This is a genomic window from Bacillus cereus group sp. MYBKT14-1, from assembly GCF_051915185.1.
GTDB lineage: Bacteria > Bacillota > Bacilli > Bacillales > Bacillaceae_G > Bacillus_A > Bacillus_A cereus.
Genome location: NZ_JBQAEF010000003.1, coordinates 150876 through 176043 on the forward strand (window position 1 = coordinate 150876; position 25168 = coordinate 176043).

Below are 25168 nucleotides of genomic sequence, written 5' to 3' on the forward strand. Positions count from 1 at the left end.
CTGTTTAAACAATAAGAAAGAAGGTGTTTTTAGTTACAATATCTTTTTAGTAAAGATAAGCTTAAGTAACCTCCGCTAAAGATTATATACTTAAATGATAAAGAGTTCAACAGTAGTTCACATATTTTCCCAAAAATAAAAACGGCTGTTTTATGTGGAATAAATCTACAAAACAGCCGTTTTTGGTATTAGATTTCTGTTAAAATTATTGGTTCGCCGCGCGTTACGACAACCGTATGTTCACATTGTGCAACAAGACTTTTATCAGGTGTAACGAATGTCCAGCCGTCGTCACCACGTTCAATAATATGATCAGCTTTCATAGAGATGAACGGTTCTACAGCGATAACAAGACCGTCTTTTAGAAGCGCATTATCCATTGGATCATAGTAACTTAAAATGTGATTTGGTGCTTCATGTAAGCTAAGACCAATGCCGTGACCAGTTAAGTTTTGAATAACATTGTATCCACTTTTATGTGCGAAGTTTGAAACAGCACGACCAATTTGATTTTGTTTTGAGCCAGCTCTAACCTTTTTCATTGCTGCCCAAAATGCATCAACTGCTGCTTGGCAAAGCTTTTCTTTTGCTTCGTCTTCTCCAAGAACAAATGAGATACCTGTATCTGCATAATAGCCATCAAGTGCAGCAGATACATCGACGTTTACTAAGTCGCCTTCTTTTAATACGCGATCTCCTGGAATACCATGAGCAACTTCCTCATTTACACTAATGCAAGTTACACCTGGGAAATCATATTCTTTTTCAGGTGCAGAAATAGCACCATGCTCATCTAATACTTTTTTACCGATCAAATCAAGCTCTTTCGTTGTCATACCTGGCTTCGCTTCTTTTTTCATTTCTTCACGTGCAAGCGCAACGATGCGGCCGATTTTTCGTAAGCCTTCTAAATCTTGTTCATTACGAATAATCATGAAAACCACTGTCCTTCCTCGAATATATATCTTATCCGATTGTATCATGTTTATTTTCGTCCTGCTACTCGCTTGCGGTATGCAGCTTGATTCCTCTCATAAAGAATACATGACAATTGTCATATCGATGTCATGACGCATCATACTGTTTCCTAAGTTTTCCAAGCAATACAATGTAAATATAAGAAACAGCGGGGGTGGAGAGATGGAAAAGATTATTGAAGTAAATGGTGTTTCTAAAACATTTAAACATAAAAACGCAGTAAATAATGTTTCATTTCATGTAAATAAAGGGGAAATAGTAGCGTTACTTGGTCCGAATGGTGCGGGGAAAACAACGACGATGTCGATGGTGCTTGGATTAAAGGACCCGACAGAAGGTAAGGTCTTTATATTTGGAAAGAGTCCAAAGCATAGAGATGTTCGTAATAGCCTCGGTGCGATGCTGCAAGAAGTAAGTGTCATTGATAGTATTACGGTGGAAGAGGCAATCGAGTTATTCCGTAGTTATTATACGAATCCTATAGCGAAAGAAACGTTAATGCAGTTATCAAATTTAGAATCAGAGCGAAAGCAAAGATGTGAGAAGTTATCAGGTGGGCAAAAAAGAAGGTTGAATTTTGCGCTTGCACTTGCGGGAAATCCAGATTTGTTATTTTTAGATGAGCCGACAGTCGGAATGGATATTACGTCTCGAAGAATGTTTTGGGAAACGATTCGAAAGTTAGCAAGTGAAGGGAAAACAATTATTTTAACGACGCATTATTTAGAAGAAGCAGATGCTTTAGCAAATCGTATCTTATTATTTGCGAACGGAAAGATTATCGCAGATGGTACACCAGACGAAATGAAAGCGACGATTTCGCGAAAAACAATCACATTTTACTCGAAGGAAAGCATTCCTACAAAATTACTAAAGGAATTACCAAATGTAACAGAAGTAAAGTCAAGCGAAGGACGCTTCATTTTAACAACGGAGGATACGGATGCAACTTTAAAAGCCATTTATCAAAAGAGTTTACCTGTAACAGATGTTTCAGTTGAACGTGGAAGTCTTGATGAAGCATTCGAACAGTTTGTCGCAAATCAGAAGGAGGAAATCGTATGAGAGCATTATGGATGCAATGCAAAATAGAAATTTTACGTACATTCCGCAATAAATTATTTATCTTTTTCTCATTATTAATGCCTGTTATGTTTTACTACATTTTTACAAATGTTGTTCAAGTGCCACAAAACGGAGATGCGTGGAAAGCACACTATTTAATTTCGATGGCAACCTTCAGTATTGTAGGGACTGCACTCTTTAGTTTCGGTGTGAGACTTTCTCAGGAAAGAGGGCAAGGATGGACACATCTTCTAAAAATTACACCGCTTCCAGAGGGAGCATATTTAACAGCAAAAATTATCGCTCAAACAGTAGTAAATGCTTTTTCAATATTAGTTATCTTTATTGCAGGGATACTAATTAATCATGTTGAGTTAACGGTAGGGCAATGGATTGGTGCGGGATTATGGTTATTGTTAGGGGTAACACCATTTTTAGCGTTAGGAACAGTAATAGGTTCCATTAAGAAGGCGGACGCAGCTGCTGGCTTAGCAAATATTTTAAATATGAGTTTAGCTATAGTTGGCGGGTTATGGATGCCGATTGAAGTATTCCCCAAAATATTAAGAACGATTGGTGAATGGACACCGACATACCATTTCGGAAGTGGTGCGTGGAATATTGTAGCTGGAAAATCAATTGGATGGGAAAATATCGCGGTATTAGGAGGTTATTTCCTTATGTTTGTTGTAGTATCAATATATATAAGAAAAAGACAGGAAGCGGTATAAATGATAGAGAAGAAGAGGATTGAGATTTTTCCGAAACATATGGGATTCTTCCCGTATATGTGGTTTGTTTATCTATTATTTCCAATTTATCACTTAGCGCAGGCATCAGGATGGAAGCTTGTAATAGGAAGCGGTATGTTGATAATTTTTATCGTCACATACCGTCAGCTTTATTTTGTTCAGAGGACGTTTGTTTTTTGGGCGTGTATTCAAATGGTACTCATCTTTTTATTTGCTTTATTTTATAATCCTTTTATGATATTTTTTGGCTTTTTCACAGCAAGTGCGATGGGATTTGCGCCAAATAAGAAAGTATTTCGAGTGCTGTTATGTTCGTTAGTTATCATGCTTGGAGCATTTTTATTTGTAAATATGAATCAACTAACAACTACAAGTTTAGTAAATATCGTTCCAATGTTTATTTTAATGCTTCTTACGCCATTTGGTATGCGCAATTTTAATCAGAAAAAGATGTTAAGAAATCAATTGGATCAGGCGAACGAGCAAATTAAAGACTTAGTAAAACGTGAAGAACGGCAGCGGATTGCAAGAGATCTTCATGACACATTAGGGCATACGTTATCTCTTATTACTTTAAAAAGCCAGCTCGTTGAGAAGTTAATTGTGAAAAATCCAGAGCGTGCAAGTGGGGAAGCGAAGGAAATTACACAAACTTCTCGTACAGCTTTAAAACAGCTGAGAGAATTAATTTCTGATATGCGTATGATTACGGTAGAAGAAGAGCTAGAGCAAATAAAAGCGATCTTACAAGCAGCTAATATTGAATTAGAAGTGAGGCAAGAAGCAAGATCGAGCTCGTTATCACCAATTGAACAAAATATTGTCGGGATGTGTTTACGTGAGGCCGTTACAAATGTTGTAAAACATAGTAAGGCAACGCGGTGCGCAGTTTCTGTATTAGAATCGCAAGGTGAACTGATTTTGAAAGTAGAAGATAACGGAATTGGTTTAACAGATCAAAATCATGATGGAAATGGTATTCGCGGCATGAAAGAACGAATTGCTCTTATTGATGGATTTGTTGAATTAGGTACAATTAATCCAGGGACGTTATTAACGGTAAAAGTTCCAGTTGTTATTAGAACAGGAAAAGATGAGGTGAGGGCATGATTCGAATTATTATTGCAGAAGACCAGCGGATGCTTCGTGGTGCATTAGGAGCCCTGCTTGATCTAGAAGATGATATCGAAGTAATTGGGCAAGCTGCGAACGGGGAAGAGGCGTTAAAATTAATTGAATCGTTAAAGCCAGATGTAAGTATTATGGATATTGAAATGCCGATTCAAAGTGGATTGGATGTCGCTGAGACTTTAAAGCAAGAAAAATCATCATGCAAAGTAATGATTTTAACAACATTTGCAAGACCTGGTTATTTTGAACGAGCAATGAAAGCTGGTGTGCACGGATATTTATTAAAGGATAGCCCAAGTGAAGATTTAGCAGCAGCAATTCGTAATGTAATGAAGGGGAAACGAGAGGTCTCCCAAGATTTAATGTTTGGCTTATGGCAGGAGCAAAATCCGTTGTCAGATCGCGAAAAGGAAGTACTGTTGCTTGCGAAAGAAGGAAAGACGGCAAACGAAATTGCGAAGGCACTTTATCTTTCGCCGGGTACAGTACGTAATTATATTTCTGAAGTATTAGCGAAGCTTGATGCGAAAAATAGAATTGAGGCAATTACAATTGCGGAAGAAAAGGGTTGGATATAAAAAGAAGGTTACCTATGAGAGATAACCTTCTTTTTATAATTATTGTACTTCTATTACTTGATTTACTTTTTGTAACGGTTTGTAACCGTGTGCTTCAAATGCCTTTGCAAATTCATTTGATACGGCAGTGCCATATAAATCTTTTGCAGCTTGTACGATATGAGATTGAAGTGATTCAAAGTCTTCAGCGGAAGTTGCATAATTTTGCAATGCACGCATAACAACTTTACTTACTTTTTCATTTCCTTGTTTTTGAACAGCAACACCGTTATATGTTTTACCTTCAGCTAATTGATATAATACGTGACTGATAATACCAGAATTCACGTGTGATTCCTGATTATTACCATCGTTATAGAAATCTTGTAAATTTGTATATAGTTTATGACCGCCGTCACCAATTTCCCTTGGGATATCACGAATTGTTAGACCACCTAATGTATCGCCCATAATCCAGTTTCCTTTATCTTTCTTTACGTAATATTCGATTTGTGTACCCCAGAAATCCGCTAATCCCTCGTTTAGTGCAGATGTTTCAGCGCTTGGATATCTCACGACTTTATTTTTCGTCGTGCCACTGAATACAGCATGTCCAAATTCATGAGCTGTTACATCAAGAGCGGATGTTAGTTTTCCGTCTAAACCATCACCAAATACCATTTGGTTCCAAGCGGGATGCCAAAATGCATTTACATAGTCTTCTTTTACACCATCACTAACTTCAGTAGAATCAAAACCGTGTACACTAGCAACAACTTTTGAATCTTTATTGTCGTAACTTTTTAGATTATGTTCTTTCTTAAAGTAATCGTAAATATCACTCATGTTCTTCATAGCGCCCGCGGCTTCTTTATCTGCAAAATTAGGAGTACTACTTGAAATTAGTGTCCCTGGATAACCAGCTTGACTATATCCTCCAAGGGAATCGGCGTAGTTTGCATTATAAATATAAATACCATTTCCGCGTGATAAATCCGCTAAATAAAATTTTCCATCAGTTCCTTTGGCAATATTGAAAGAGATGTTTTCTTGAAGTGCATTTTTCCCAGTTCCTTGCTCACTTGCAGGGGATAATCTAGGTGATGTTACTTGATTTATAGTCTTATTCTCTTTGTTTTTAATGAACTTTTCTTGGAAAAGTACTTCTCCAGTTTTTAAATCAACGATAGCATTGCCGTTTATAATTTGTTCATTGTTTTCATAAGTAAATGTAATAACAGTTGCGAATGTATAATAGCCATCTTTTTTCTTATAAACAACGGTTTCGCTAGAGAATTCTGTCTCAACTGCATCGCTTGGAATTTGAACTATATCGCGTAATTTAGATTTTACTTCATTTTTCGACAAAAAATTTGTTATAGTAAGATTAGGTTGTTGATTTAAATTTTGAACAACTTTACCACTAACAGTTGTGATTACTCCATTTTTATCTACTTTTACAATGAGATCTTGGCCATATACTTTATAGTTTTTATATGTTTGTGCAAGGCGAACTTCGGTTTGATTTTCTTTGGTTTCTTTATTTGTAGGTTGGAAATCTACATTTTTTTCAGTAGTGACTTGTTCTTGTTGAGCTTTCGCCCCATTTACCTCACCTTTTAAATACTTTTTAGCAATATTTTCTTTCGTATCATTTTGAGGTTGTGTTAATTTCCCGATTGTTAAACCAGGCTGAGCAATTTCAACTTTGACTGCACTTTTGTCTAATTCTTGAGCATGAATAGCTTCTGTTGATAAAGGGCAAAGAAGACCGAATGTAACGAAAGCACTAGCAAGTTTTCTATAATTCATCTATAACACTCCTAATCTATTATTGTATGTGAGATGAATTGTATGAAAAATTTGCCGAATTTTATATATATTATGCATTATTTCATATCAAAAATTGTCGAATTCACATTATTGTAGTGGTATGACAACTCAAAAAATTAGATTGTTCTAATGGGATGGTGAGTAAGTATGCACGCAGAAAAATTAGGAAGTGAAATTAAGAAAATTAGGGTGATGAGAGGATTAACACAGAAACAGTTATCCGATAATATATGTCATCAATCGGAAGTGAGTAGAATTGAATCGGGTGCGGTATACCCAAGTATGGATATATTGCAAGGTATCGCAGCAAAATTACAAGTTCCTATTATTCATTTTTATGAGGTACTCATTTATTCCGATATTGAAAGAAAAAAACAGTTTAAAGATCAAATCATTATGCTTTGTAAGCAAAAAAGATATAAAGAAATTTATAATAAAGTATGGAATGAGCTGAAAAAGGAAGAATATCATCCTGAATTCCAGCAATTTCTTCAATGGCAATATCATGTAGCAGCTTACATATTAAAGAAAATCGATTACGAATATTGTATTTTAGAATTAAAAAAATTGTTAAATCAACAGTTAGCTGGAATAGACGTATACCAAAATCTTTATATAGAAAATGCGATTGCAAATATTTATGCTGAAAATAGCTATTTTAAGAAGAGTATTGAGTTATTTGAAGATATATTAAAACAATTAGAGGTATTGCATGATAATGAAGAATTTGAAGTGAAGGTAAGATATAATCATGCGAAAGCATTATATTTAGATAATCAATATGAAGAGTCACTTTATCAAGTAAATAAAGCGATTGAAATATCATGCCGAATTAATAGTATGGCATTAATTGGACAGCTATATTATCAAAGAGGTGAATGCCTAGGGAAGTTGGAGTACGATGGGGCAGAGGTTGAAGATGCATATAAAAAGGCAAGCTTCTTTTTTGATATATTAGAAATGCATACATATAAAGAAGCTCTCGTAAATAAAATCAGTAGATAAATATCCTAAAAAATGGGTATGCATAATTGCATATAATAGAGATAAATTTTCATGATATATTAAAATAAAAAATGTGGGTGATGGAATATGAAGAAATTACTTATTGGTAGTTTATTAACGTTAGCGATGGCATGGGGTATTTCATTAGGCGATACGGCATTAGAGAAAAGCCATATAATTTCTCATAACGATCAAGAGGTACAATTAGCTAAAGATTTACCTTTTGAATATTAAAAAACAACCGTCTTACTTAGGCGGTTGTTTTTTTATGGAGTAACATCCAAACGTCTTTACTAGAAACAGGTTTGCTAATAAAGAATCCTTGAATGTGATCACAATTTTGTTTATGTAAAAATTCCCATTCTTCTTCCGTTTCTACACCTTCTGCAATCACTTCTAAATTTAGTTGTTTTGATAGTGTAATAATGGAAGAGACAATTGCTTCTTCTAAAGGGCTAGTTGTAATTCCACAAATAAACTCTCGAGCGATTTTTAATGTGTTGATTGGATATTTTGTTAAATAAGCTAAAGAACTATAACCAGTTCCAAAGTCGTCGATTGAAATTTGAATACCGAGATTTTGAAGTTGTTCTAGTTTTGCAACTACAGATTGATTTTGATTAATTGCGATGCTTTCCGTAATTTCAATATCTAGTGCTTCTGGTTTCAGTTCTGTTTCTTCCAATACCTTTGAAATAGTTGGGATTAAATCTGCATGGTTAAATTGAACAACAGATAAATTTACACCAACTTTTAAGTGAGAGAAACCTTGATTATGCCATCTTTTTGCCTCTAAACAAGCAGTACGTAAAATCCAATTGCCAAGTTCAATAATAAAACCAGTTTCCTCTGCTAGAGGGATAAATTGGGCAGGAGATACGATACCGAGTTTTGGATGCTTCCAACGTATTAATGCTTCAAAACCGATAATTTGTTTTGTTTTTGTGCTTACTTGTGGCTGGTATTCAAGGAAAAATTCATTTTGTTGTAATGCTTTTGAAAGTTCACCTTCTAAGAATTGAATTTCATTTTGAGCGATACTCATTTCTTTTGAGAAGAAAACAAATCTGTTTTTTCCATTTGCTTTCGCACGATACATAGCCATATCAGCATTTTTCATTAACTCATTTACATCAGTTCCATAATCAGGGTACATCGCAATTCCGATACTTGGTGTAATAGAGAGTTCTTCGTCTTGAATGAAGAATGGTTTGTTTAAAATAGTTAAAATCTGTTCAGCTATAAAAATTGCACTTTTTTCGGAGTACATTTCTGGTAATAGAATTGTAAACTCATCTCCACCTTGGCGAGCGACGATATCTTTTGAACGCAAGCAACCGCGTAATCTTTTTGCTACTTCAATTAATAATAAATCTCCGACGTCATGACCAAGTCTATCGTTAATTTTTTTAAATCGATCTAAATCAAGGAACATGACGGCGACATCATTTGCGTTAGTTTGAGCTGTATTTAAAATGGCTTTTAAATCTTTTTCGAACTTTCGACGATTTGGTAATCCAGTAAGTGCATCGTGAAAGGCTAAATGTTCTACTTGTTTTTGTTTTTCATATAAAGTGGTAATATCACGCGCTATCCCAAACATTCCGACCACTTCTTTGTTTATAAAAGTAGGGATAAGTGTAATATGGAGATAATAATAATAGCCTTCTTGTTCTTTTGTACGAACTTCTAACGTTTGTGGCCTACCTTCCTTTGTAATTTGTAAAGCCTTCTTTAGTAGTTCGTGGTCTTTTGAATCAATGAAGTGTACCAGAGAATAGCTTGCCACTTCGCAATAATAGGCAGTAAATAAGCTTTCGCACGCCTTATTAGATTGTTGAAAAATGCCATTCATATTTAAAGAGAAAACGGCATCGGGGTGATCTTCGAATAAAGACTTATAGCGTTGTTCACTTTTTGATAATGCAAATGCACCTTCTTCAACTTCGTCCTCTAGTTGTGTAGTCAACTGTTCATATGTATGAATTAGTGCTTGATTATCTTTCCACATGTAAAGTTGCCGCAAGAATAACAAAATAAGTGATAATACGAGACCGATTAACATGAATTTATCATCCCAAGGTTGAATGATAATAAAGGCAAAAGTAATAATTATACTAAAATAAGGTAGTATAAAACGTACATAATCGAATCGGTAATATTTTGCTTTCGTTTCATGCTGCATTGGTTTGTCTAAAATATACAGTATGGAAGAAAGTCCAATTAATAAAATAGAAGCAGTGTGTATTAAATAATTAAATTCAGGAGAAGTTTTCATCCCAAAATTCAGTTGAAACAGATGAATGTAACCGTATACGAGTATAATAGTGAAACCGATAATTAATGCAATTCTACTAGAAGAATATTGTTCTCTTCTATAAAGGCTAATAACGGCGTAAATTACTAATGATTGTGCAATGAAATAGCCAATTAAAATCCAAGTTTCCTTTGTTAACATACGGAAGCTTGAAAGGTCCAATATAAAAGTTAAATTGAAATAAATGTTCATAATAATAATAAAGATGCTATCGAATGAAAATTGAGCAAGACCCTTAATAGAGTAAATTTTTATAAACTTTATAGCAAATCCAACAAAGAGTAAAACATATTGTATGATAAAAAAAGGTAATGCTTTATATGAGAATATAACTTGCTCATGAATGGAAAGTGAATGAAGGAATAAAGTTATCTCCATAGCTAACCCGCATAGACAAGTACATAGTAATAAAATCCAAAATAACTTATCACCATGTGTCATTTTTCTAATCGCTTTACATAAGCAATAGCAAGAAAAAAGTGAAGCGAAACAGAATAAGAAAAGAATCCCGATTTCTTTTATATTCAACTCATTTGGTATAAGGAATATCCAAAGAGCAAATATAAATATGTATATTATTCCAGATTGTATATAATTTTTTTGATTAATCATATTATGACTCCGTTTCAATAAAGTTGAATCTAGGGGAGAAAATGCTAATTTAAATAATAGCATATAAAATAGGATGTTTTTTACTATAAAAATTACTTTTTTGAAAAAATGGTGCAAAGTTACAATTTACCACTGTAACATTGCACCACTTATTCTTTTAATTCCTCTTATAGCAGAAAGTTCGTCTATTAATTGGAATAGTGCTAAGTCTTTTTGTTTACTTTCAATCATAATATCGAAATTATGATTGTGTTTTTTTGCAATGTGTAAGAAAGGCTTGATAAACTCTAAATCGATATATTCAGCATGAGCCCTAAATTCTTTTTCCGATCTCGGGGAGGAAATGTGAACTTTAGGAGAGATATTTGTATGTGACCAAGTTTCAAAAATTGCAGGAAGCAACTCTTCTAGTGGTTCCTCGCAAAGATTGGCCATATGATGATGATAATCAAATACAAATGGGATATTTTCTTTTTGGCAAATGGATAAAGTTTCAGCGGTTGTATAGGTTTTATCATCATTTTCAAGAGTCATTTGTTTTTTTATATGTGTAGGAAGTTTTTTTATGTTTTCATGGAAGCGCTCAATTGCCTTTTCTTTATTTCCATAGGCTCCACCTACATGAATATTAATGTAAGAAGAATCTGCAATGCCTATAGCATCCAATATTTTATAATGATAAGTCATATCCGTAATAGCGTTAGTAGTAATATGTGGCTTGTCGCTTGTAAATAGCGTAAATTGATTTGGATGAAAACTTATTCGTAAATTGTGTTCTTTAATTAAAGCCCCTATTTTACGCCAAAGTGGTGTGAATACCCCAATATAGTCAAACTCGACTTCGGGATGTGTTGCAAGTGGGACGATGGAAGACGATAGGCGATATAGTGGGATTTCATGCGCTATATTGTAATGAAGGATACGTATTGTGTGCTCTAAATTTTGCCTTATAACATGGTACAGTTTGTCTTCTCGCTCTTGCTTGCTGAGTTTCTTAAAGCTTGTAAACGTCATTGTTTTGGCAGGAGAACAGTCCCAGAGTGCCATTGCATGTGAGACATATCCAAACCGTATAAGCATATGAGATACACCTCTTTTATTCATTGTCTTTCCTATAAAAAGAAAGCAAACATTGTTCCAATCCATTCCTTTCCTCTATCGATAAGAGAAGGCGGGTTTACATCGCTATAGGAAAGTACAGATGCATTCTCTAGATCTTCATGGAATTTCTTTTTTACTGTTTGAATGAAATGTTTATTATATAACAGGCAGTTTATTTCATGGTTAATATATAAACTTCTCATATCAAAGTTTGCTGTTCCGATATCGCAAATATCATCGTCTACTATAATAATTTTGGCGTGAAAAAAACCTTGTTGAAATGCATAAATATTGCAACCAGCCTGTATTAATTTTCGGCAGTACGGAAATTTGGCTTCTCGAACAAGAGGGTGATCAGCTTTTTCTGGAACAAGAATTGTGATTTGAACCCCTCTTTCTTTTGCTTTTAATAAGGCATTCATAATTTTTTTTCCAGGAATGAAATATGGTGTACCGATACAGATTTCTTTTTTTGCCGCGTTAATTAAATGTAAAAAAGTATGCTGTAAATAAGCCCCATCAGTCGGAATAAATTGATGCAGGATGGTACCTGGGTTTTGTTTTGGAAAATAAAGAGAAGCATCTAATAAATTTTGTTTCGTATCATCAAACCAGTCATGCAAAAATTGCTTTTGTAAATCTTGAACCCCTTCTCCTGTAAGACGTAAATGGTAGTCTCGCCATAATCCTAAATATTCATTATGCCCTAGATACTCTTCACCGATATTAAATCCCCCGATATAGCCGGTTTTCCCATCAATCACTGTAATTTTCCTATGATTTCGTTGATTGGCAGAAAAGAAAGGCAGAGGAAATTTTACCTTATGACAAAATGAAAAAGATACACCATGTTTTTGCAGGGAGCGAATAGCTTCGTTTGATAAAGAATGGCTGCCAAATCGATCAAGTAAAAGTCGTACTTCAATTCCTTCCTGAGCCTTATCAATCAGCAATTTTAAAAATTCACGACTGATTTTATCGTTTTTTACAATGAAGAATAAAATATGAATGTGATGCTGTGCTTGTTTTATATCAGTAAATAAAGCATCATATAAATCTTTCCCGTATGTATAAAGGTGAAAATCACTTTGACGTAAAGGGAAAGTGCGAGGGCTTACTCGTTTTAAATGAAGAATTCGCCCGTATGAAAGGTCAATTGTAATCCAAAGAGCAACGGATATTAACAAAAGAGATAAGTAGAACATCAGTGAATTCCCTCCTTCGCATTCTTTTCACCTTCAGTGTGTTACAAATGATACGGGTAGCACGGCTGTTATTATAAATTTCATTATAGGATAGTATGTTGCACTGATTAAAGTTTCACTTTATCCCGCTTTAACGGGCAGTAAGCCTTTCAACTCAAAACTGTTGAATAAGTAGAAGTTAGTTTGGAAATCAACTGCCCGTAAAAGCCCGATTGGTTCAACTAATAATCAGCGGGGGATGAACTACCCCTGCTGATTAAAGTTTCACTTTATAGTTTCACCGAAATAAACAGCTTTATGAAAAAATGTGTTGTTCTATAACAAAAAACTGTTGACTGAATGCTCACTCATTATATAATGGGGATAGGGGATATAATTCAGAAAATTATATATTTTTGAAGATTCAAAAAAGAAAGAGGGCTTACAAAGAGAGGGGTAGCATAAATATGAATAGCTTACTGATCATTAATTGGCTGGCTGCCATTGCTGTTATTGCTTATGCAGGATATTTGTTTGTATATCTTATACGGACGAGAATGGCCTACATACAATTAGGGAAAAAAATTGAATTTGACCGTCGTTTTAAAGAGCGTTGGGATCTCCTTAAGGTCAATGTTTTCGGTCAGAAAAAGCTGCTGAAAGATAAGAAAAGCGGCATCATTCACGTTATGTTCTTTTACGGATTTATTCTTGTCCAATTTGGAGCAATTGACTTCGTTTGGAAAGGACTCGCACCAGGATCACATCTTCCACTTGGACCACTATACCCTGCATTTACATTCTTCCAGGAAATTGTCACACTTGTTATTTTAATTGCAGTATTTTGGGCTTTTCATAGACGTTATGTAGAAAAGCTTGTTCGTTTAAAACGTAACTTCAAATCAGGTCTTGTTCTTATCTTTATCGGGGGCTTAATGATTTCTGTACTACTTGGTAACGGTATGGGACTTATATGGCATGGCGAGGAGCTTTCATGGAGTGAACCAATCGCTTCTGCAATCGCTTACGTTTTTAGCGGGATAAATGAAACCGTATCCATTTCAGTGTTCTATTTTTCTTGGTGGGTGCATTTACTAATTTTGTTAACGTTTTTAGTGTATGTTCCACAATCAAAACATGCGCATTTAATTGCAGGACCAGCTAATGTATTCTTCGGTCGTCTTTCAAACCCAGGGAAGCTTGAGAAGATTGATTTTGAAGATGAAACGCAAGAAACATTTGGTGTTGGTAAAATTGAAGACTTTAGACAAAATCAACTTATTGACTTATACGCTTGTGTAGAGTGTGGTCGCTGTACAAATATGTGTCCGGCAACAGGAACAGGAAAAATGTTATCGCCGATGGACTTAATTTTAAAACTTCGCGATCATTTAACTGATAAAGGAGCTGCGGTAACATCAAAAGCACCGTGGGTTCCAGTAGTTGCCTTCAATAATACACAAGGAAATCAGTTAGCGATGATGGCAGCTGGAAAAGGACAACAAGAATCAGCGTCTACAACGCTTGCTTACGATCCGAGTTTAATCGGAGATGTTATTACAGAAGAAGAGATTTGGGCATGTACAACGTGTCGTAACTGTGAAGATCAATGCCCAGTTATGAATGAGCATGTTGACAAAATTATTGATTTACGTCGATATCTCGTTTTGACTGAAGGGAAAATGGACGCGGAAGCACAACGCGCGATGACAAATATCGAGCGTCAAGGAAATCCGTGGGGGCTGAACCGTAAAGAGCGTGAAACATGGCGCCAAGGTGATGACGAAGTAACAGTTCCAACTGTAAAAGAAAAATCAAAAGCTGGGGAGGAATTCGAGTATTTATTCTGGGTTGGTTCAATGGGATCATACGACAATCGTAGTCAGAAGATTGCGATATCGTTTGCGAAGTTAATGAACGAAGCAGGCATTTCATTCGCAATTCTCGGTAATAAAGAAAAGAATTCTGGAGATACACCACGCCGCCTCGGAAATGAATTTGTATTCCAAGAGATGGCGACAAAGAATATCGAAGAATTTGAAAAGGCAGGAGTGAAGAAAATCGTTACGATTGATCCTCATGCTTATAACACATTTAAAAATGAGTATCCGGACTTTGGCTTGCAAGCAGAAGTCTATCATCATACAGAATTGTTAGCTCAGTGGGTGAAAGAAGGGCGCTTAAAGCCTGTTCACGCTATTGAAGAAACAGTTACGTACCATGATTCCTGTTATTTAGGAAGATACAACGAAGTGTACGAAGCGCCACGTGACATTTTGAAAGCGATTCCTGGAGTGAATCTTGTAGAAATGGCACGTAATCGTGAAACGGGAATGTGCTGTGGCGCAGGTGGTGGCTTAATGTGGATGGAAGAAACAACAGGTTCTCGTATTAACGTTGCTCGTACAGAACAAGCATTAGCTGTACAGCCATCCATTATCGGTACAGGTTGTCCATATTGCTTAACGATGATTAGTGATGGAACGAAAGCGAAAGAGGTAGAAGAGAAAGTTCAAACTCTTGATGTGACAGAGATTTTAGAACGATCTGTTATCGGACAGAAAAAAGAAGCGATGTAGTTTGTAAGAATGTATACAACTTTAGAAAGAGGTGCAATGATTGCACCTCTTCTCAACGTAGGGATACCGAGCGAGCGCTCAGTGTTAAAAAATGAAATGGGGGAAAGAAACATGAGTAAAACAGTTATTTTAAGTGCTGCAAGAACACCAGTTGGAAAATTTGGAGGATCTTTAAAGGATGTAAAAGCGACGGAACTTGGAGGAATTGCAATTAAAGCAGCGCTTGAAAGAGCAAATGTTGCGGCTAGTGATGTTGAAGAAGTTATATTTGGAACGGTTATTCAAGGTGGGCAGGGACAAATTCCATCGCGCCAAGCTGCGAGGGCTGCTGGAATCCCTTGGGAAGTGCAGACGGAAACAGTGAATAAAGTTTGTGCATCAGGGCTTCGTGCGGTTACGTTAGCGGATCAGATTATTCGTACTGGCGATCAATCACTGATTGTAGCTGGCGGTATGGAGTCGATGAGTAACAGTCCTTACATTTTACGTGGAGCAAGATGGGGATACAGAATGGGCAACAACGAAGTTATTGATTTAAACGTTGCTGACGGTTTAACATGCGCATTTTCAGGTACACACATGGGCGTTTATGGCGGAGAAGTTGCAAAGGAAGATGGAATTTCTCGCGAAGCGCAAGATGAATGGGCATATCGTAGCCATCAGCGTGCGGTTTCAGCGCATAAAGAAGGGCGTTTTGAAGAGGAAATCGTGCCAGTAACGATTCCGCAAAGAAAAGGCGATCCTATTGTCGTTACAAAGGATGAGGCGCCACGTGAAGATACAACGATTGAAAAGTTAGCAAAGTTAAAACCTGTATTTGATAAGACAGCGACGGTGACAGCTGGTAATGCGCCAGGACTAAACGATGGTGGTGCCGCACTTGTATTAATGAGCGAAGACAGAGCGAAGCAAGAAGGAAGAAAGCCATTAGCGACAATTTTGGCGCATACAGCAATTGCAGTGGAATCTAAAGATTTCCCAAGAACTCCAGGTTATGCAATTAACGCATTGCTTGAAAAAACAGGAAAGACAATTGAAGACATTGATTTATTCGAGATTAATGAAGCCTTTGCAGCGGTAGCAATTGCAAGTACAGAAATCGCAGGAATTGATCCGGAAAAATTGAATGTAAATGGCGGCGCGGTAGCGATGGGACATCCAATTGGAGCAAGCGGAGCGCGCATTATCGTTACACTAATCCATGCACTTAAGCAGCGCGGCGGCGGAATTGGAATTGCTTCGATTTGTAGCGGTGGCGGTCAAGGGGACGCAGTGATGATTGAAGTTCACTAATTAAAGTTCGAGGGTATAAAATTTATTAACAATTAAGGGGGAAGAAAAAATGGGTGTACAAAACATTGTTGTAATTGGTGCAGGGCAAATGGGATCAGGAATTGCACAAGTATGTGCAATGGCAGGATATGACGTGAAGGTACAAGATTTAAAGCAAGAGCAATTAGATAGAGGATTGGCTATCGTTACGAAAAACTTAGCACGCCAAGTAGAAAAAGGACGTATGAAGGAAGAAGAGAAGGAAGCCACATTAAATCGTCTTACAGTAACGCTTGATTTAGATTGTGTGAAAGAAGCGGATCTTATTATTGAAGCAGCTGTTGAGAAAATGGATATTAAAAAGAAAATCTTTGCGAATCTAGATGAAATTGCTCCAGAACACGCAATTTTAGCGACGAATACGTCATCTTTGCCAATTACAGAAATTGCAGCGGTAACGAAGCGTCCGGAAAAAGTAATCGGTATGCACTTTATGAATCCAGTTCCAGTTATGAAGCTTGTTGAGATTATTCGTGGTTTGGCTACTGATGATGCGGTATATGAAGCAATTGAAGATATTACGAAAAAAATTGGGAAAGTACCAGTTCAAGTGAATGATTTCCCAGGTTTTGTATCAAATCGCATTTTGCTACCGATGATTAACGAAGCAATTTATACGTTATATGAAGGTGTAGCGACGAAAGAAGCAATTGATGAAGTCATGAAGCTTGGTATGAACCATCCGATGGGGCCTTTGACACTCGCCGATTTTATCGGTTTAGATACGTGTTTATACATTATGGAAGTGTTGCATGAAGGATTAGGAGATAGTAAATATCGCCCATGTCCGTTATTACGTAAGTATGTGAATGCAGGATGGTTAGGGCGTAAAACAGGTCGTGGATTCTACGTTTACGAATAAATGCCCCCTTTGTTACAACATAGTGGTCTTACCAAATTATTTAAAGGATATATAGCAAATGGAGGCGGAATATATGAACTTTCGTTTTAATGAAGAGCAGCAAATGATGAGGAAAATGGTTCGGGATTTTGCACAGAAGGAAATAGCTCCCTTTGTTCCTAGTATGGAACAAGGGGTGTTCCCGAAAGAGATTTTGCAAAAGATGGGTGAGCTTGGATTAATGGGTATTCCAGCGCCTGCAAAATACGGTGGGGCAGAAATGGACTTTATATCTTACATTCTAGCAATTGAGGAAATCTCAAAGGTAAGTGCAACAGTTGGTGTAATTTTAGCTGTACATACGTCAGTTGGAATGAATCCGATTTTATATTTCGGAACAGAAGAACAGAAGAAAAAATATGTTTCTAAACTTGCAACCGGGGAATATTTAGGTGCATTTGCTTTAACAGAGCCAAATGCAGGATCAGATGCAGGGAGTTTGAAATCAAGAGCTGTGAAAAAAGGTGATCATTATATTATTAATGGATCGAAAGTGTTTATTACAAATGGTGGTGAAGCAAGTACATACATTGTATTCGCTTCTACAAATCCAGAGGCAGGAAAAAGTGGTATTTCTGCATTTATAGTAGAGAAAGATACACCTGGTTTAATCATTGGAAAAGATGAACATAAGATGGGACTTCTCGGTTCTCGTACAGTACAACTTACTTTTGAAGATATGAAAGTGCCAGCTGAGAATTTACTTGGGGAAGAAGGACAAGGATTTAAGGTGGCAATGGCGAATTTAGATGTTGGGCGAATTGGAATCGGTGCGCAGGCGTTAGGAATTGCTGAAGCGGCGCTTGGCTGTGCAATTGATTATGCAAAAGAAAGAGAGCAATTCGGGAAGCCAATTGCGGCGCAGCAAGGGATTGGCTTCAAGCTTGCAGATATGGCAACAAGTGTCGAAGCAGCAAGGTTACTCGTATATAGAGCGGCATCTCTTAGGGCACAGGGATTACCATGCGGTAAAGAAGCATCTATTGCGAAATTATTTGCTTCTAAGACAGCGGTTGAAGTCGCGATTGAGGCGGTGCAAGTGTTTGGTGGTTACGGTTATACGAAAGACTATCCAGTAGAACGATTTTTCCGTGATGCGAAAATCACGCAAATATATGAAGGAACAAGTGAAATACAGAAACTTGTTATTAGCCGTGCTTTATAAAAGGGCGAGGGGGAGACGGAGATGCATTTTAAACTATCAGAAGAACATGAAATGATAAGAAAAATGGTTCGAGATTTTGCTAAAAATGAAGTGGCACCAACAGCAGCTGAGCGTGATGAGGAAGAGCGATTTGATCGAGAATTATTTGATCAAATGGCAGAGCTTGGTTTAACCGGTATTCCGTGGCCTGAAGAGTACGGTGGAATTGGAAGCGATTACTTAGCGTACGTAATCGCTATTGAAGAATTATCCCGCGTTTGTGCTTCAACAGGCGTAACACTGTCCGCGCATACTTCACTTGCGGGATGGCCAATTTTTAAATTTGGGACGGAAGAGCAAAAGCAAAAGTTTTTACGACCGATGGCTGAAGGAAAGAAAATTGGTGCATACGGCTTAACTGAGCCAGGATCTGGATCGGATGCTGGTGGAATGAAGACAATCGCAAAGAGAGATGGAGACCATTATATTTTAAATGGATCAAAAATTTTCATTACAAATGGCGGTATTGCTGATATTTATGTTGTTTTTGCGCTAACTGATCCTGAATCAAAGCAGCGCGGTACGAGTGCATTTATTGTAGAAAGTGATACACCGGGATTTTCAGTTGGGAAGAAGGAGAGCAAGCTAGGGATTCGCTCTTCACCAACGACTGAAATTATGTTTGAAGATTGCCGTATTCCTGTAGGGAATCTACTTGGAGAAGAGGGGCAAGGGTTTAAAGTTGCGATGCAAACATTAGATGGAGGTCGTAACGGTATTGCGGCGCAAGCTGTTGGTATTGCACAAGGGGCTTTAGATGCTTCTGTAGAATATGCAAGGGAGCGCCATCAATTTGGAAAACCAATTGCGGCGCAGCAAGGGATTGGCTTTAAACTTGCGGATATGGCAACAGATGTAGAAGCGGCACGCCTTTTAACATATCAAGCGGCTTGGCTTGAATCAGAAGGGCTTCCGTATGGAAAAGAGTCAGCGATGTCAAAAGTATTTGCAGGAGATACAGCGATGAGGGTGACGACTGAAGCGGTGCAAGTATTTGGTGGTTACGGTTATACGAAAGATTATCCAGTAGAGCGTTATATGCGAGATGCAAAAATTACACAAATATATGAAGGAACACAAGAGATTCAGAGGCTTGTAATTTCTCGTATGTTAACGAAGTAGGAACGAAAGCGTAGGTATTTTCCTACGCTTTTTCCTTCCAAAAAATAATAGAGAGAGGTGAAGGGAATGGTTAAACATAATGTACATGCATCGGTGAAAGATGAAAAATTAGTTGCGTTAAGACGTGAGCAAATGATTAAAGGTGCGGTGCAACTGTTTAAACAAAAAGGATTTCCGCGTACAACAACGAGAGAAATTGCAAAAGCGGCTGGATTTAGTATAGGGACACTTTATGAGTACATTCGTACAAAAGATGATGTTTTGTATTTAGTTTGTGATAGTATTTATGAACATGTAAAAGAAAGATTAGAGGAAGTAGTTTGTACAGAAAAAGGGAGTGTAGAAAGTTTAAAGATAGCAATAACGAATTACTTTAAAGTGATGGACGAATTACAGGAAGAAGTATTGATAATGTATCAAGAGGTACGCTTTTTACCGAAAGAATCACTTCCGTATGTATTAGAAAAGGAGTTTCAAATGGTAGGAATGTTCGAGAATATTTTAGAACAGTGTACGGAAAATGGAACATTTACATTAAATAAAAAAGAAATACAGCTTCTTGCCCATAATATTTTTATACAAGGACAGATGTGGGGATTTAGACGCTGGGCGCTGCAAAAACTGTATACGCTCGAAGAATATACAGAAATGCAAATTAGGTATGTATTGCAAGGGGCCCATATGCTTCCGAAATAAGGAACAGACAAATTATAATTTTACTACCCTATAAAAGTTTCCCGTTTTTTTTGTAGCATATTTGTGCGACTTTTGTTTATAATGAATAGTATGGATTTTTTTAAGCAGGCCGTTATATATAAGGTTATATTTGATGAAAGGAAGTGCCGCATAAGTGGATTTTAAGCAATATTCACCAGAAGAGCTAAAAGAATGTTCAATGATTGAAGTTGTACATAGCGTTTTAGGGGATAAAAAACAAGCAACGACATTCAACGAGTTGGTTCAAGAAATCGCTCAAGTGCTGGGACTATCTCAAGAGCAAGTTAATGCGAAAATCGCACAATTTTATACAGACTTAAACATCGATGGACGTTTCATTAATTTAGGAGAAAATCGTTGGGGGCTACGCAGCTGGTACCCATACGAGCAAATTGATGAAGAAATCTTGCCTCAACCAAAACCGAAGAAGAAACGTAAAGTTGAAGAAGACGGTTTTGACGACTACATTGAAGAAGATGAAGATGACTTCGACGATGCAGACGTAAATGAAGACGAAGATGATGATGTAGAAGATTTGGACAAGGTTCTTGAAGAAGAAGACGGAGATGACGACGATCTTGATGATTTAGACGAAGATGACGACGACTTCGCTGAAGAAGAACTTGAGTATGACGAAACTGAAGAAGAAGAAGAGGAAGAACTGTAGTTCTTGACTTTTCATTATCGTCCATGTAGAATCATTTTTGGGCTCTTTAAAAAAGGACGATAATACTTTTAAAGTGTAAATATAAAAGAAAATTGCTCCCTACTTATTACTTTTTGTGATGAGGGGAGCAATTTTCTTTTTTGTTTTTTGTTTAGAAAATAAAAAGAGTCTAACAATAAGATGGATACAGTGTTATCTACATACGTTGCGCTTTGCAACGGTGATTATATAACAGCAAAATAGAAGGGAGCTTTTTCATGACTAAGTATATTTTTGTAACAGGCGGTGTAGTATCGTCTTTAGGAAAAGGTATTACAGCAGCATCTCTTGGAAGACTTTTAAAAAATCGTGGTTTAAACGTAACGATTCAAAAGTTTGATCCATACATTAACGTAGACCCAGGGACTATGAGCCCATATCAACACGGTGAGGTATTCGTAACAGATGATGGCGCAGAAACTGACTTAGACCTTGGTCACTATGAGCGTTTTATCGACATTAACTTAAACAAATACAGCAACGTAACAACAGGTAAAATTTACTCTTCAGTTCTTCAAAAAGAGCGTCGCGGTGAATATTTAGGAGGAACAGTTCAAGTTATTCCTCACATTACTAACGAAATTAAAGAACGCGTATATCGTTCTGGTCGTGAAACAAATGCGGATGTTGTTATTACAGAAATCGGTGGGACTGTTGGTGACATCGAGTCTCTACCATTCTTAGAAGCAATCCGTCAAATTAAGAGCGACATCGGTCGTGACAATGTAATGTACATTCACTGTACGTTAATCCCATACTTAAAAGCAGCGGGTGAAATGAAGACAAAACCAACACAACATAGTGTTAAAGAACTTCGTAGCTTAGGTATTCAACCAAACATTATCGTTGTTCGTACAGAAATGCCTGTTTCTCAAGATATGAAAGACAAGCTTGCATTGTTCTGTGACATCGATACAAAAGCAGTTATCGAAGCTCGCGATGCAGATACTTTATATGCGGTTCCATTATCTCTTCAAGAACAAAACATGGACCAAATCGTTTGTGACCACTTAAAATTAGACAATCCAGCTGCAGATATGACAGAGTGGACTGCTCTAGTTAACAAAGTGCGTAATCTTTCTAAGAAAACAAAAATCGCTCTTGTTGGTAAATATGTAGAACTTCAAGATGCTTATATTTCTGTTGTAGAAGCACTTCGTCATGCTGGTTACTCATTCGACACAGATGTAGAAGTAAAATGGGTAAATGCTGAGCACGTAACAGCAGAAAACGTAAAAGAATTAGTTGGCGATACAGACGGTATCCTTGTACCAGGTGGCTTCGGCGATCGTGGTGTAGAAGGTAAAATCGTTGCGATTCAATATGCTCGTGAAAACAAAGTTCCATTCTTAGGAATTTGCTTAGGTATGCAACTTGCATCAATCGAATTCGCACGTAATGTATTAGGTTTAGAAGGTGCTAACTCTTCTGAAATCAACCCTGACACACCATATGCAATCATCGACTTATTACCAGAACAAAAAGATGTAGAGGACCTAGGTGGTACACTTCGTCTTGGTCTATACCCATGTAAGCTTGCTGAAGAAACAAATGCTTACAATGCTTATAATGAGCCGGTTGTATATGAGCGTCATCGTCATCGTTATGAGTTCAACAATCAGTTCCGTCCGGATATGGAAAAAGAAGGATTTGTATTCTCTGGTACAAGCCCAGACGGCCGTCTAGTTGAAATTATTGAAATAAAAGACCACCCTTGGTTCGTGGCAGCACAGTTCCACCCAGAACTTGTTTCTCGTCCAAACCGTCCACAACCATTGTTCCATGACTTCGTAAGAGCTTCTATTACGAATAAAGAGAGCAAGTAATAAAAAAAGCGCCTGAAATAAGGCGCTTTTTTTAATATTCATTTAACATTTCATCGATTGTAAATTTAATCCCGTGATAAGCAAATAAAGCTACTATTAAACTTGGGAATCCGTAGCGATTACCTTCATCGTCTGGAATAAGACCTTTTAACAGTTTTGTATCAATATGTACGTCTGTATATCGTTCCAGCGATTCTGTACCTTCTTGAAGAGCAGAAATGCCCACAATAGAGTGTCCCTCTTCTTGTAGTTTTTTTGCAATTTCTACAACCGCTTCATCTGTTGAAAAACGGCTAATAAGAAGTACACGATCCGCAGAGGTTACTTCTGCTTCTTTACCATTTTCAAATAAGCGTTTTGCTTGCTTCATTGGTTCAGCACCGAATAGTGCCTCGGCAACAACGCCCTCCATTTCATTTGTACCATGTAAATAAATGAAACCATCGCCAACTAGTGCTTGAGCAAGTAAACGAGCGCTATCTTCTATATTCATTTCTTCTTTTTGAGAAACTCTGGAGAAATAACCACTTAATTGAGTTGAAAAAATTTTTAACATAATGTTACTCCCTTCGTACGTGTTTGCCGGCTTTCATTATAATTTATTTTTTTAGAAAGGTGAAATCGTAGGGTAGCATAACAAAATAGGAAACGGTAAAATAAGAAAGAATAGGAAGGAATTTGCCAAAGAATAGCGAAAATAAATCGTTAAGATATAAGAAGCTTTAAATCTTGTACTTACACAGAAAGGTTGGGAATTATGGAAGGTAAAATTTTAATCGTTGATGATCAATATGGGATTCGTGTGTTATTACATGAAGTGTTCCAAAAAGAAGGTTATCAGACATTCCAAGCAGCGAATGGATTTCAAGCTTTAGATATCGTGAAAAAAGATAATCCAGATTTAGTAGTGTTAGATATGAAAATTCCAGGCATGGATGGTATAGAGATTTTAAAGCATGTAAAAGAAATTGATGAGAGTATTAAAGTAATTTTAATGACTGCTTATGGAGAGCTTGATATGATCCAAGAAGCAAAAGATTTAGGAGCTTTAATGCATTTTGCTAAGCCATTTGATATTGATGAAATTCGTCAAGCTGTGAGAAATGAGCTCGCTGTAGAGGCGTAAAAATGAATTTTTTATAAAAAATATGGAAAAAAGCGTTTACATGGACTATTGTGCAGGTGAATACAGTTGAGTTTTTGAGTACAAGTTGTTATCCTATTGAGTGTAGAAAAAAGTCCGGTATGTAGATATACATATTTTACCTTATTCTGGTCATACTACCAGCGATAAGAACTTATCGGATACAAAAAACGTTTTTTAGGAGGATTCACCATGCCTTTAGTTTCTATGAAAGAAATGCTAAACAAAGCACTAGAAGGAAAATACGCAGTTGGTCAATTCAACATGAACAACTTAGAGTGGACTCAAGCTATCTTAGCTGCTGCGGAAGAAGAAAAATCTCCTGTAATCCTAGGTGTATCTGAGGGTGCAGCTCGTCATATGACTGGTTTCAAAACAGTTGTAGCTATGGTTAAAGCTTTAATCGAAGAAATGAACATCACTGTTCCTGTAGCGATTCACCTTGACCATGGTTCAAGCTTTGAAAAATGTAAAGAAGCAATTGATGCAGGTTTCACATCTGTAATGATCGACGCTTCTCACCACCCATTCGAAGAAAACGTTGAAACTACTAAACAAGTAGTAGAATACGCACACGCTCGTAACGTATCTGTTGAAGCTGAGCTTGGAACAGTTGGCGGACAAGAAGACGACGTAATCGCTGAAGGCGTAATTTACGCTGACCCAGCAGAGTGTAAGCACCTTGTTGAAGCAACAGGTATCGATTGCCTAGCTCCAGCTTTAGGTTCTGTACACGGTCCTTACAAAGGTGAGCCTAACTTAGGATTCGCTGAAATGGAACAAGTTCGTGACTTCACTGGCGTACCTTTAGTATTACATGGTGGTACTGGTATCCCAACTGCTGATATCGAAAAAGCTATCTCTTTAGGTACTTCAAAAATCAACGTAAACACTGAGAACCAAATCGAGTTTACAAAAGCTGTTCGTGAAGTATTAAACAAAGACCAAGAAGTTTACGATCCTCGTAAATTTATCGGACCTGGCCGCGACGCTATCAAAGCAACTGTTATTGGTAAAATTCGCGAATTCGGTTCTAACGGTAAAGCGTAAGAATAAAATTCCGTTTTGGAAACCGTCTAGTCTTTTAGACGGTTTCCTTTCG

The 25168-nt window shown here is 36.9% G+C and carries 22 protein-coding genes; 16 read left to right on the forward strand and 6 right to left on the reverse strand.

Annotated elements, in window-relative coordinates; all coding sequences use genetic code 11:
• Positions 1-188 precede the first annotated feature (188 nt).
• A complete protein-coding gene (gene map / locus ACTFO4_RS10710) occupies positions 189-983 on the reverse strand; it encodes a type I methionyl aminopeptidase (protein ID WP_047792083.1) in 795 nt (264 codons plus the stop codon).
• Between the two features lie 157 nt (positions 984-1140).
• Here map and ACTFO4_RS10715 point away from each other — a divergent pair, with 157 nt between their 5' ends.
• The 4 genes from ACTFO4_RS10715 to ACTFO4_RS10730 are packed head-to-tail and all read left to right on the forward strand — an operon-like array spanning position 1141 to position 4504.
• Complete coding sequence (locus tag ACTFO4_RS10715; RefSeq protein WP_098583838.1) at positions 1141-2043, forward strand: ABC transporter ATP-binding protein; 903 nt, start codon at positions 1141-1143, stop codon at positions 2041-2043.
• Positions 2040-2774 carry an ABC transporter permease gene (locus tag ACTFO4_RS10720; protein WP_440013642.1) on the forward strand — a complete coding sequence of 245 codons (735 nt, stop codon included), beginning with the start codon at positions 2040-2042 and terminating at the stop codon, positions 2772-2774. Before ACTFO4_RS10715 ends, ACTFO4_RS10720 begins: the two co-directional genes overlap by 4 nt.
• Entirely contained in the window at positions 2775-3905 is a 1131-nt protein-coding gene (locus ACTFO4_RS10725) for a sensor histidine kinase (RefSeq protein ID WP_440013644.1), read from the forward strand.
• Positions 3902-4504 carry a response regulator transcription factor gene (locus ACTFO4_RS10730; protein ID WP_440013646.1) on the forward strand — a complete coding sequence of 201 codons (603 nt, stop codon included), beginning with the start codon at positions 3902-3904 and terminating at the stop codon, positions 4502-4504. The genes ACTFO4_RS10725 and ACTFO4_RS10730 overlap by 4 nt, the downstream gene beginning before the upstream one ends.
• A 39-nt stretch (positions 4505-4543) precedes the next feature.
• Here ACTFO4_RS10730 and ACTFO4_RS10735 read toward each other — a convergent pair whose 3' ends face one another.
• Positions 4544-6295, reverse strand: a complete 1752-nt coding sequence (locus tag ACTFO4_RS10735) for a M4 family metallopeptidase (RefSeq protein WP_001109512.1) — start codon at positions 6293-6295, stop codon at positions 4544-4546.
• Positions 6296-6463: 168 nt separating this feature from the next.
• On the opposite strand from ACTFO4_RS10735, the gene plcR reads away from it, so the two are divergent.
• Positions 6464-7321 carry a transcriptional regulator PlcR gene (plcR, locus tag ACTFO4_RS10740; RefSeq protein WP_000542912.1) on the forward strand — a complete coding sequence of 286 codons (858 nt, stop codon included), beginning with the start codon at positions 6464-6466 and terminating at the stop codon, positions 7319-7321.
• 87 nt (positions 7322-7408) lie between these two features.
• Positions 7409-7555 carry a quorum-sensing peptide PapR gene (locus ACTFO4_RS10745; RefSeq protein ID WP_000734730.1) on the forward strand — a complete coding sequence of 49 codons (147 nt, stop codon included), beginning with the start codon at positions 7409-7411 and terminating at the stop codon, positions 7553-7555.
• 16 nt (positions 7556-7571) lie between these two features.
• Here the strand turns inward: ACTFO4_RS10745 and ACTFO4_RS10750 are convergent, their stop codons facing one another.
• The 3 genes from ACTFO4_RS10750 to cls all read right to left on the reverse strand — a co-directional run bounded on the left by ACTFO4_RS10750 (position 7572) and on the right by cls (position 12556).
• Positions 7572-10250 (reverse strand): DUF4084 domain-containing protein, encoded by a 2679-nt coding sequence (locus ACTFO4_RS10750; RefSeq protein WP_103622131.1) that lies wholly within the window; start codon positions 10248-10250, stop codon positions 7572-7574.
• Between the two features lie 126 nt (positions 10251-10376).
• Positions 10377-11330, reverse strand: a complete 954-nt coding sequence (gene uvsE / locus ACTFO4_RS10755; RefSeq protein WP_011110499.1) for a UV DNA damage repair endonuclease UvsE — start codon at positions 11328-11330, stop codon at positions 10377-10379.
• 32 nt (positions 11331-11362) lie between these two features.
• Entirely contained in the window at positions 11363-12556 is a 1194-nt protein-coding gene (gene cls, locus ACTFO4_RS10760; protein WP_440013648.1) for a cardiolipin synthase, read from the reverse strand.
• Between the two features lie 446 nt (positions 12557-13002).
• Here cls and ACTFO4_RS10765 point away from each other — a divergent pair, with 446 nt between their 5' ends.
• The 8 genes from ACTFO4_RS10765 to pyrG all read left to right on the forward strand — a co-directional run bounded on the left by ACTFO4_RS10765 (position 13003) and on the right by pyrG (position 22922).
• The gene (locus tag ACTFO4_RS10765; protein WP_322368621.1) at positions 13003-15114 is read left to right on the forward strand and encodes a (Fe-S)-binding protein; all 2112 of its coding nucleotides are present in this window, start codon (positions 13003-13005) and stop codon (positions 15112-15114) included.
• 9 nt (positions 15115-15123) lie between these two features.
• On the forward strand, positions 15124-16407 hold the full coding sequence (locus ACTFO4_RS10770) for an acetyl-CoA C-acetyltransferase (RefSeq protein WP_440013651.1): 1284 nt from the start codon (positions 15124-15126) through the stop codon (positions 16405-16407).
• 49 nt (positions 16408-16456) lie between these two features.
• The gene (locus tag ACTFO4_RS10775) at positions 16457-17308 is read left to right on the forward strand and encodes a 3-hydroxybutyryl-CoA dehydrogenase (RefSeq protein WP_440013653.1); all 852 of its coding nucleotides are present in this window, start codon (positions 16457-16459) and stop codon (positions 17306-17308) included.
• Positions 17309-17381: 73 nt separating this feature from the next.
• Positions 17382-18512, forward strand: a complete 1131-nt coding sequence (locus ACTFO4_RS10780) for an acyl-CoA dehydrogenase (protein ID WP_001011179.1) — start codon at positions 17382-17384, stop codon at positions 18510-18512.
• 21 nt (positions 18513-18533) lie between these two features.
• Entirely contained in the window at positions 18534-19673 is a 1140-nt protein-coding gene (gene acdA, locus ACTFO4_RS10785; RefSeq protein ID WP_440013655.1) for an acyl-CoA dehydrogenase AcdA, read from the forward strand.
• A gap of 66 nt (positions 19674-19739) precedes the next feature.
• Complete coding sequence (locus tag ACTFO4_RS10790; protein WP_000238605.1) at positions 19740-20369, forward strand: TetR/AcrR family transcriptional regulator; 630 nt, start codon at positions 19740-19742, stop codon at positions 20367-20369.
• A 154-nt stretch (positions 20370-20523) separates the two neighbouring features.
• On the forward strand, positions 20524-21057 hold the full coding sequence (rpoE, locus tag ACTFO4_RS10795; RefSeq protein ID WP_000346278.1) for a DNA-directed RNA polymerase subunit delta: 534 nt from the start codon (positions 20524-20526) through the stop codon (positions 21055-21057).
• Between the two features lie 257 nt (positions 21058-21314).
• The gene (pyrG, locus tag ACTFO4_RS10800; RefSeq protein ID WP_000170459.1) at positions 21315-22922 is read left to right on the forward strand and encodes a CTP synthase; all 1608 of its coding nucleotides are present in this window, start codon (positions 21315-21317) and stop codon (positions 22920-22922) included.
• 31 nt (positions 22923-22953) lie between these two features.
• Here the strand turns inward: pyrG and ACTFO4_RS10805 are convergent, their stop codons facing one another.
• The gene (locus ACTFO4_RS10805; RefSeq protein WP_000912402.1) at positions 22954-23478 is read right to left on the reverse strand and encodes a DUF2529 domain-containing protein; all 525 of its coding nucleotides are present in this window, start codon (positions 23476-23478) and stop codon (positions 22954-22956) included.
• A gap of 201 nt (positions 23479-23679) precedes the next feature.
• Between ACTFO4_RS10805 and spo0F the strand changes: the two genes are divergently transcribed.
• Entirely contained in the window at positions 23680-24048 is a 369-nt protein-coding gene (gene spo0F / locus ACTFO4_RS10810; protein WP_000398594.1) for a sporulation initiation phosphotransferase Spo0F, read from the forward strand.
• Between the two features lie 210 nt (positions 24049-24258).
• Positions 24259-25116, forward strand: a complete 858-nt coding sequence (locus ACTFO4_RS10815; protein WP_001131855.1) for a class II fructose-bisphosphate aldolase — start codon at positions 24259-24261, stop codon at positions 25114-25116.
• Positions 25117-25168: the final 52 nt, after the last annotated feature.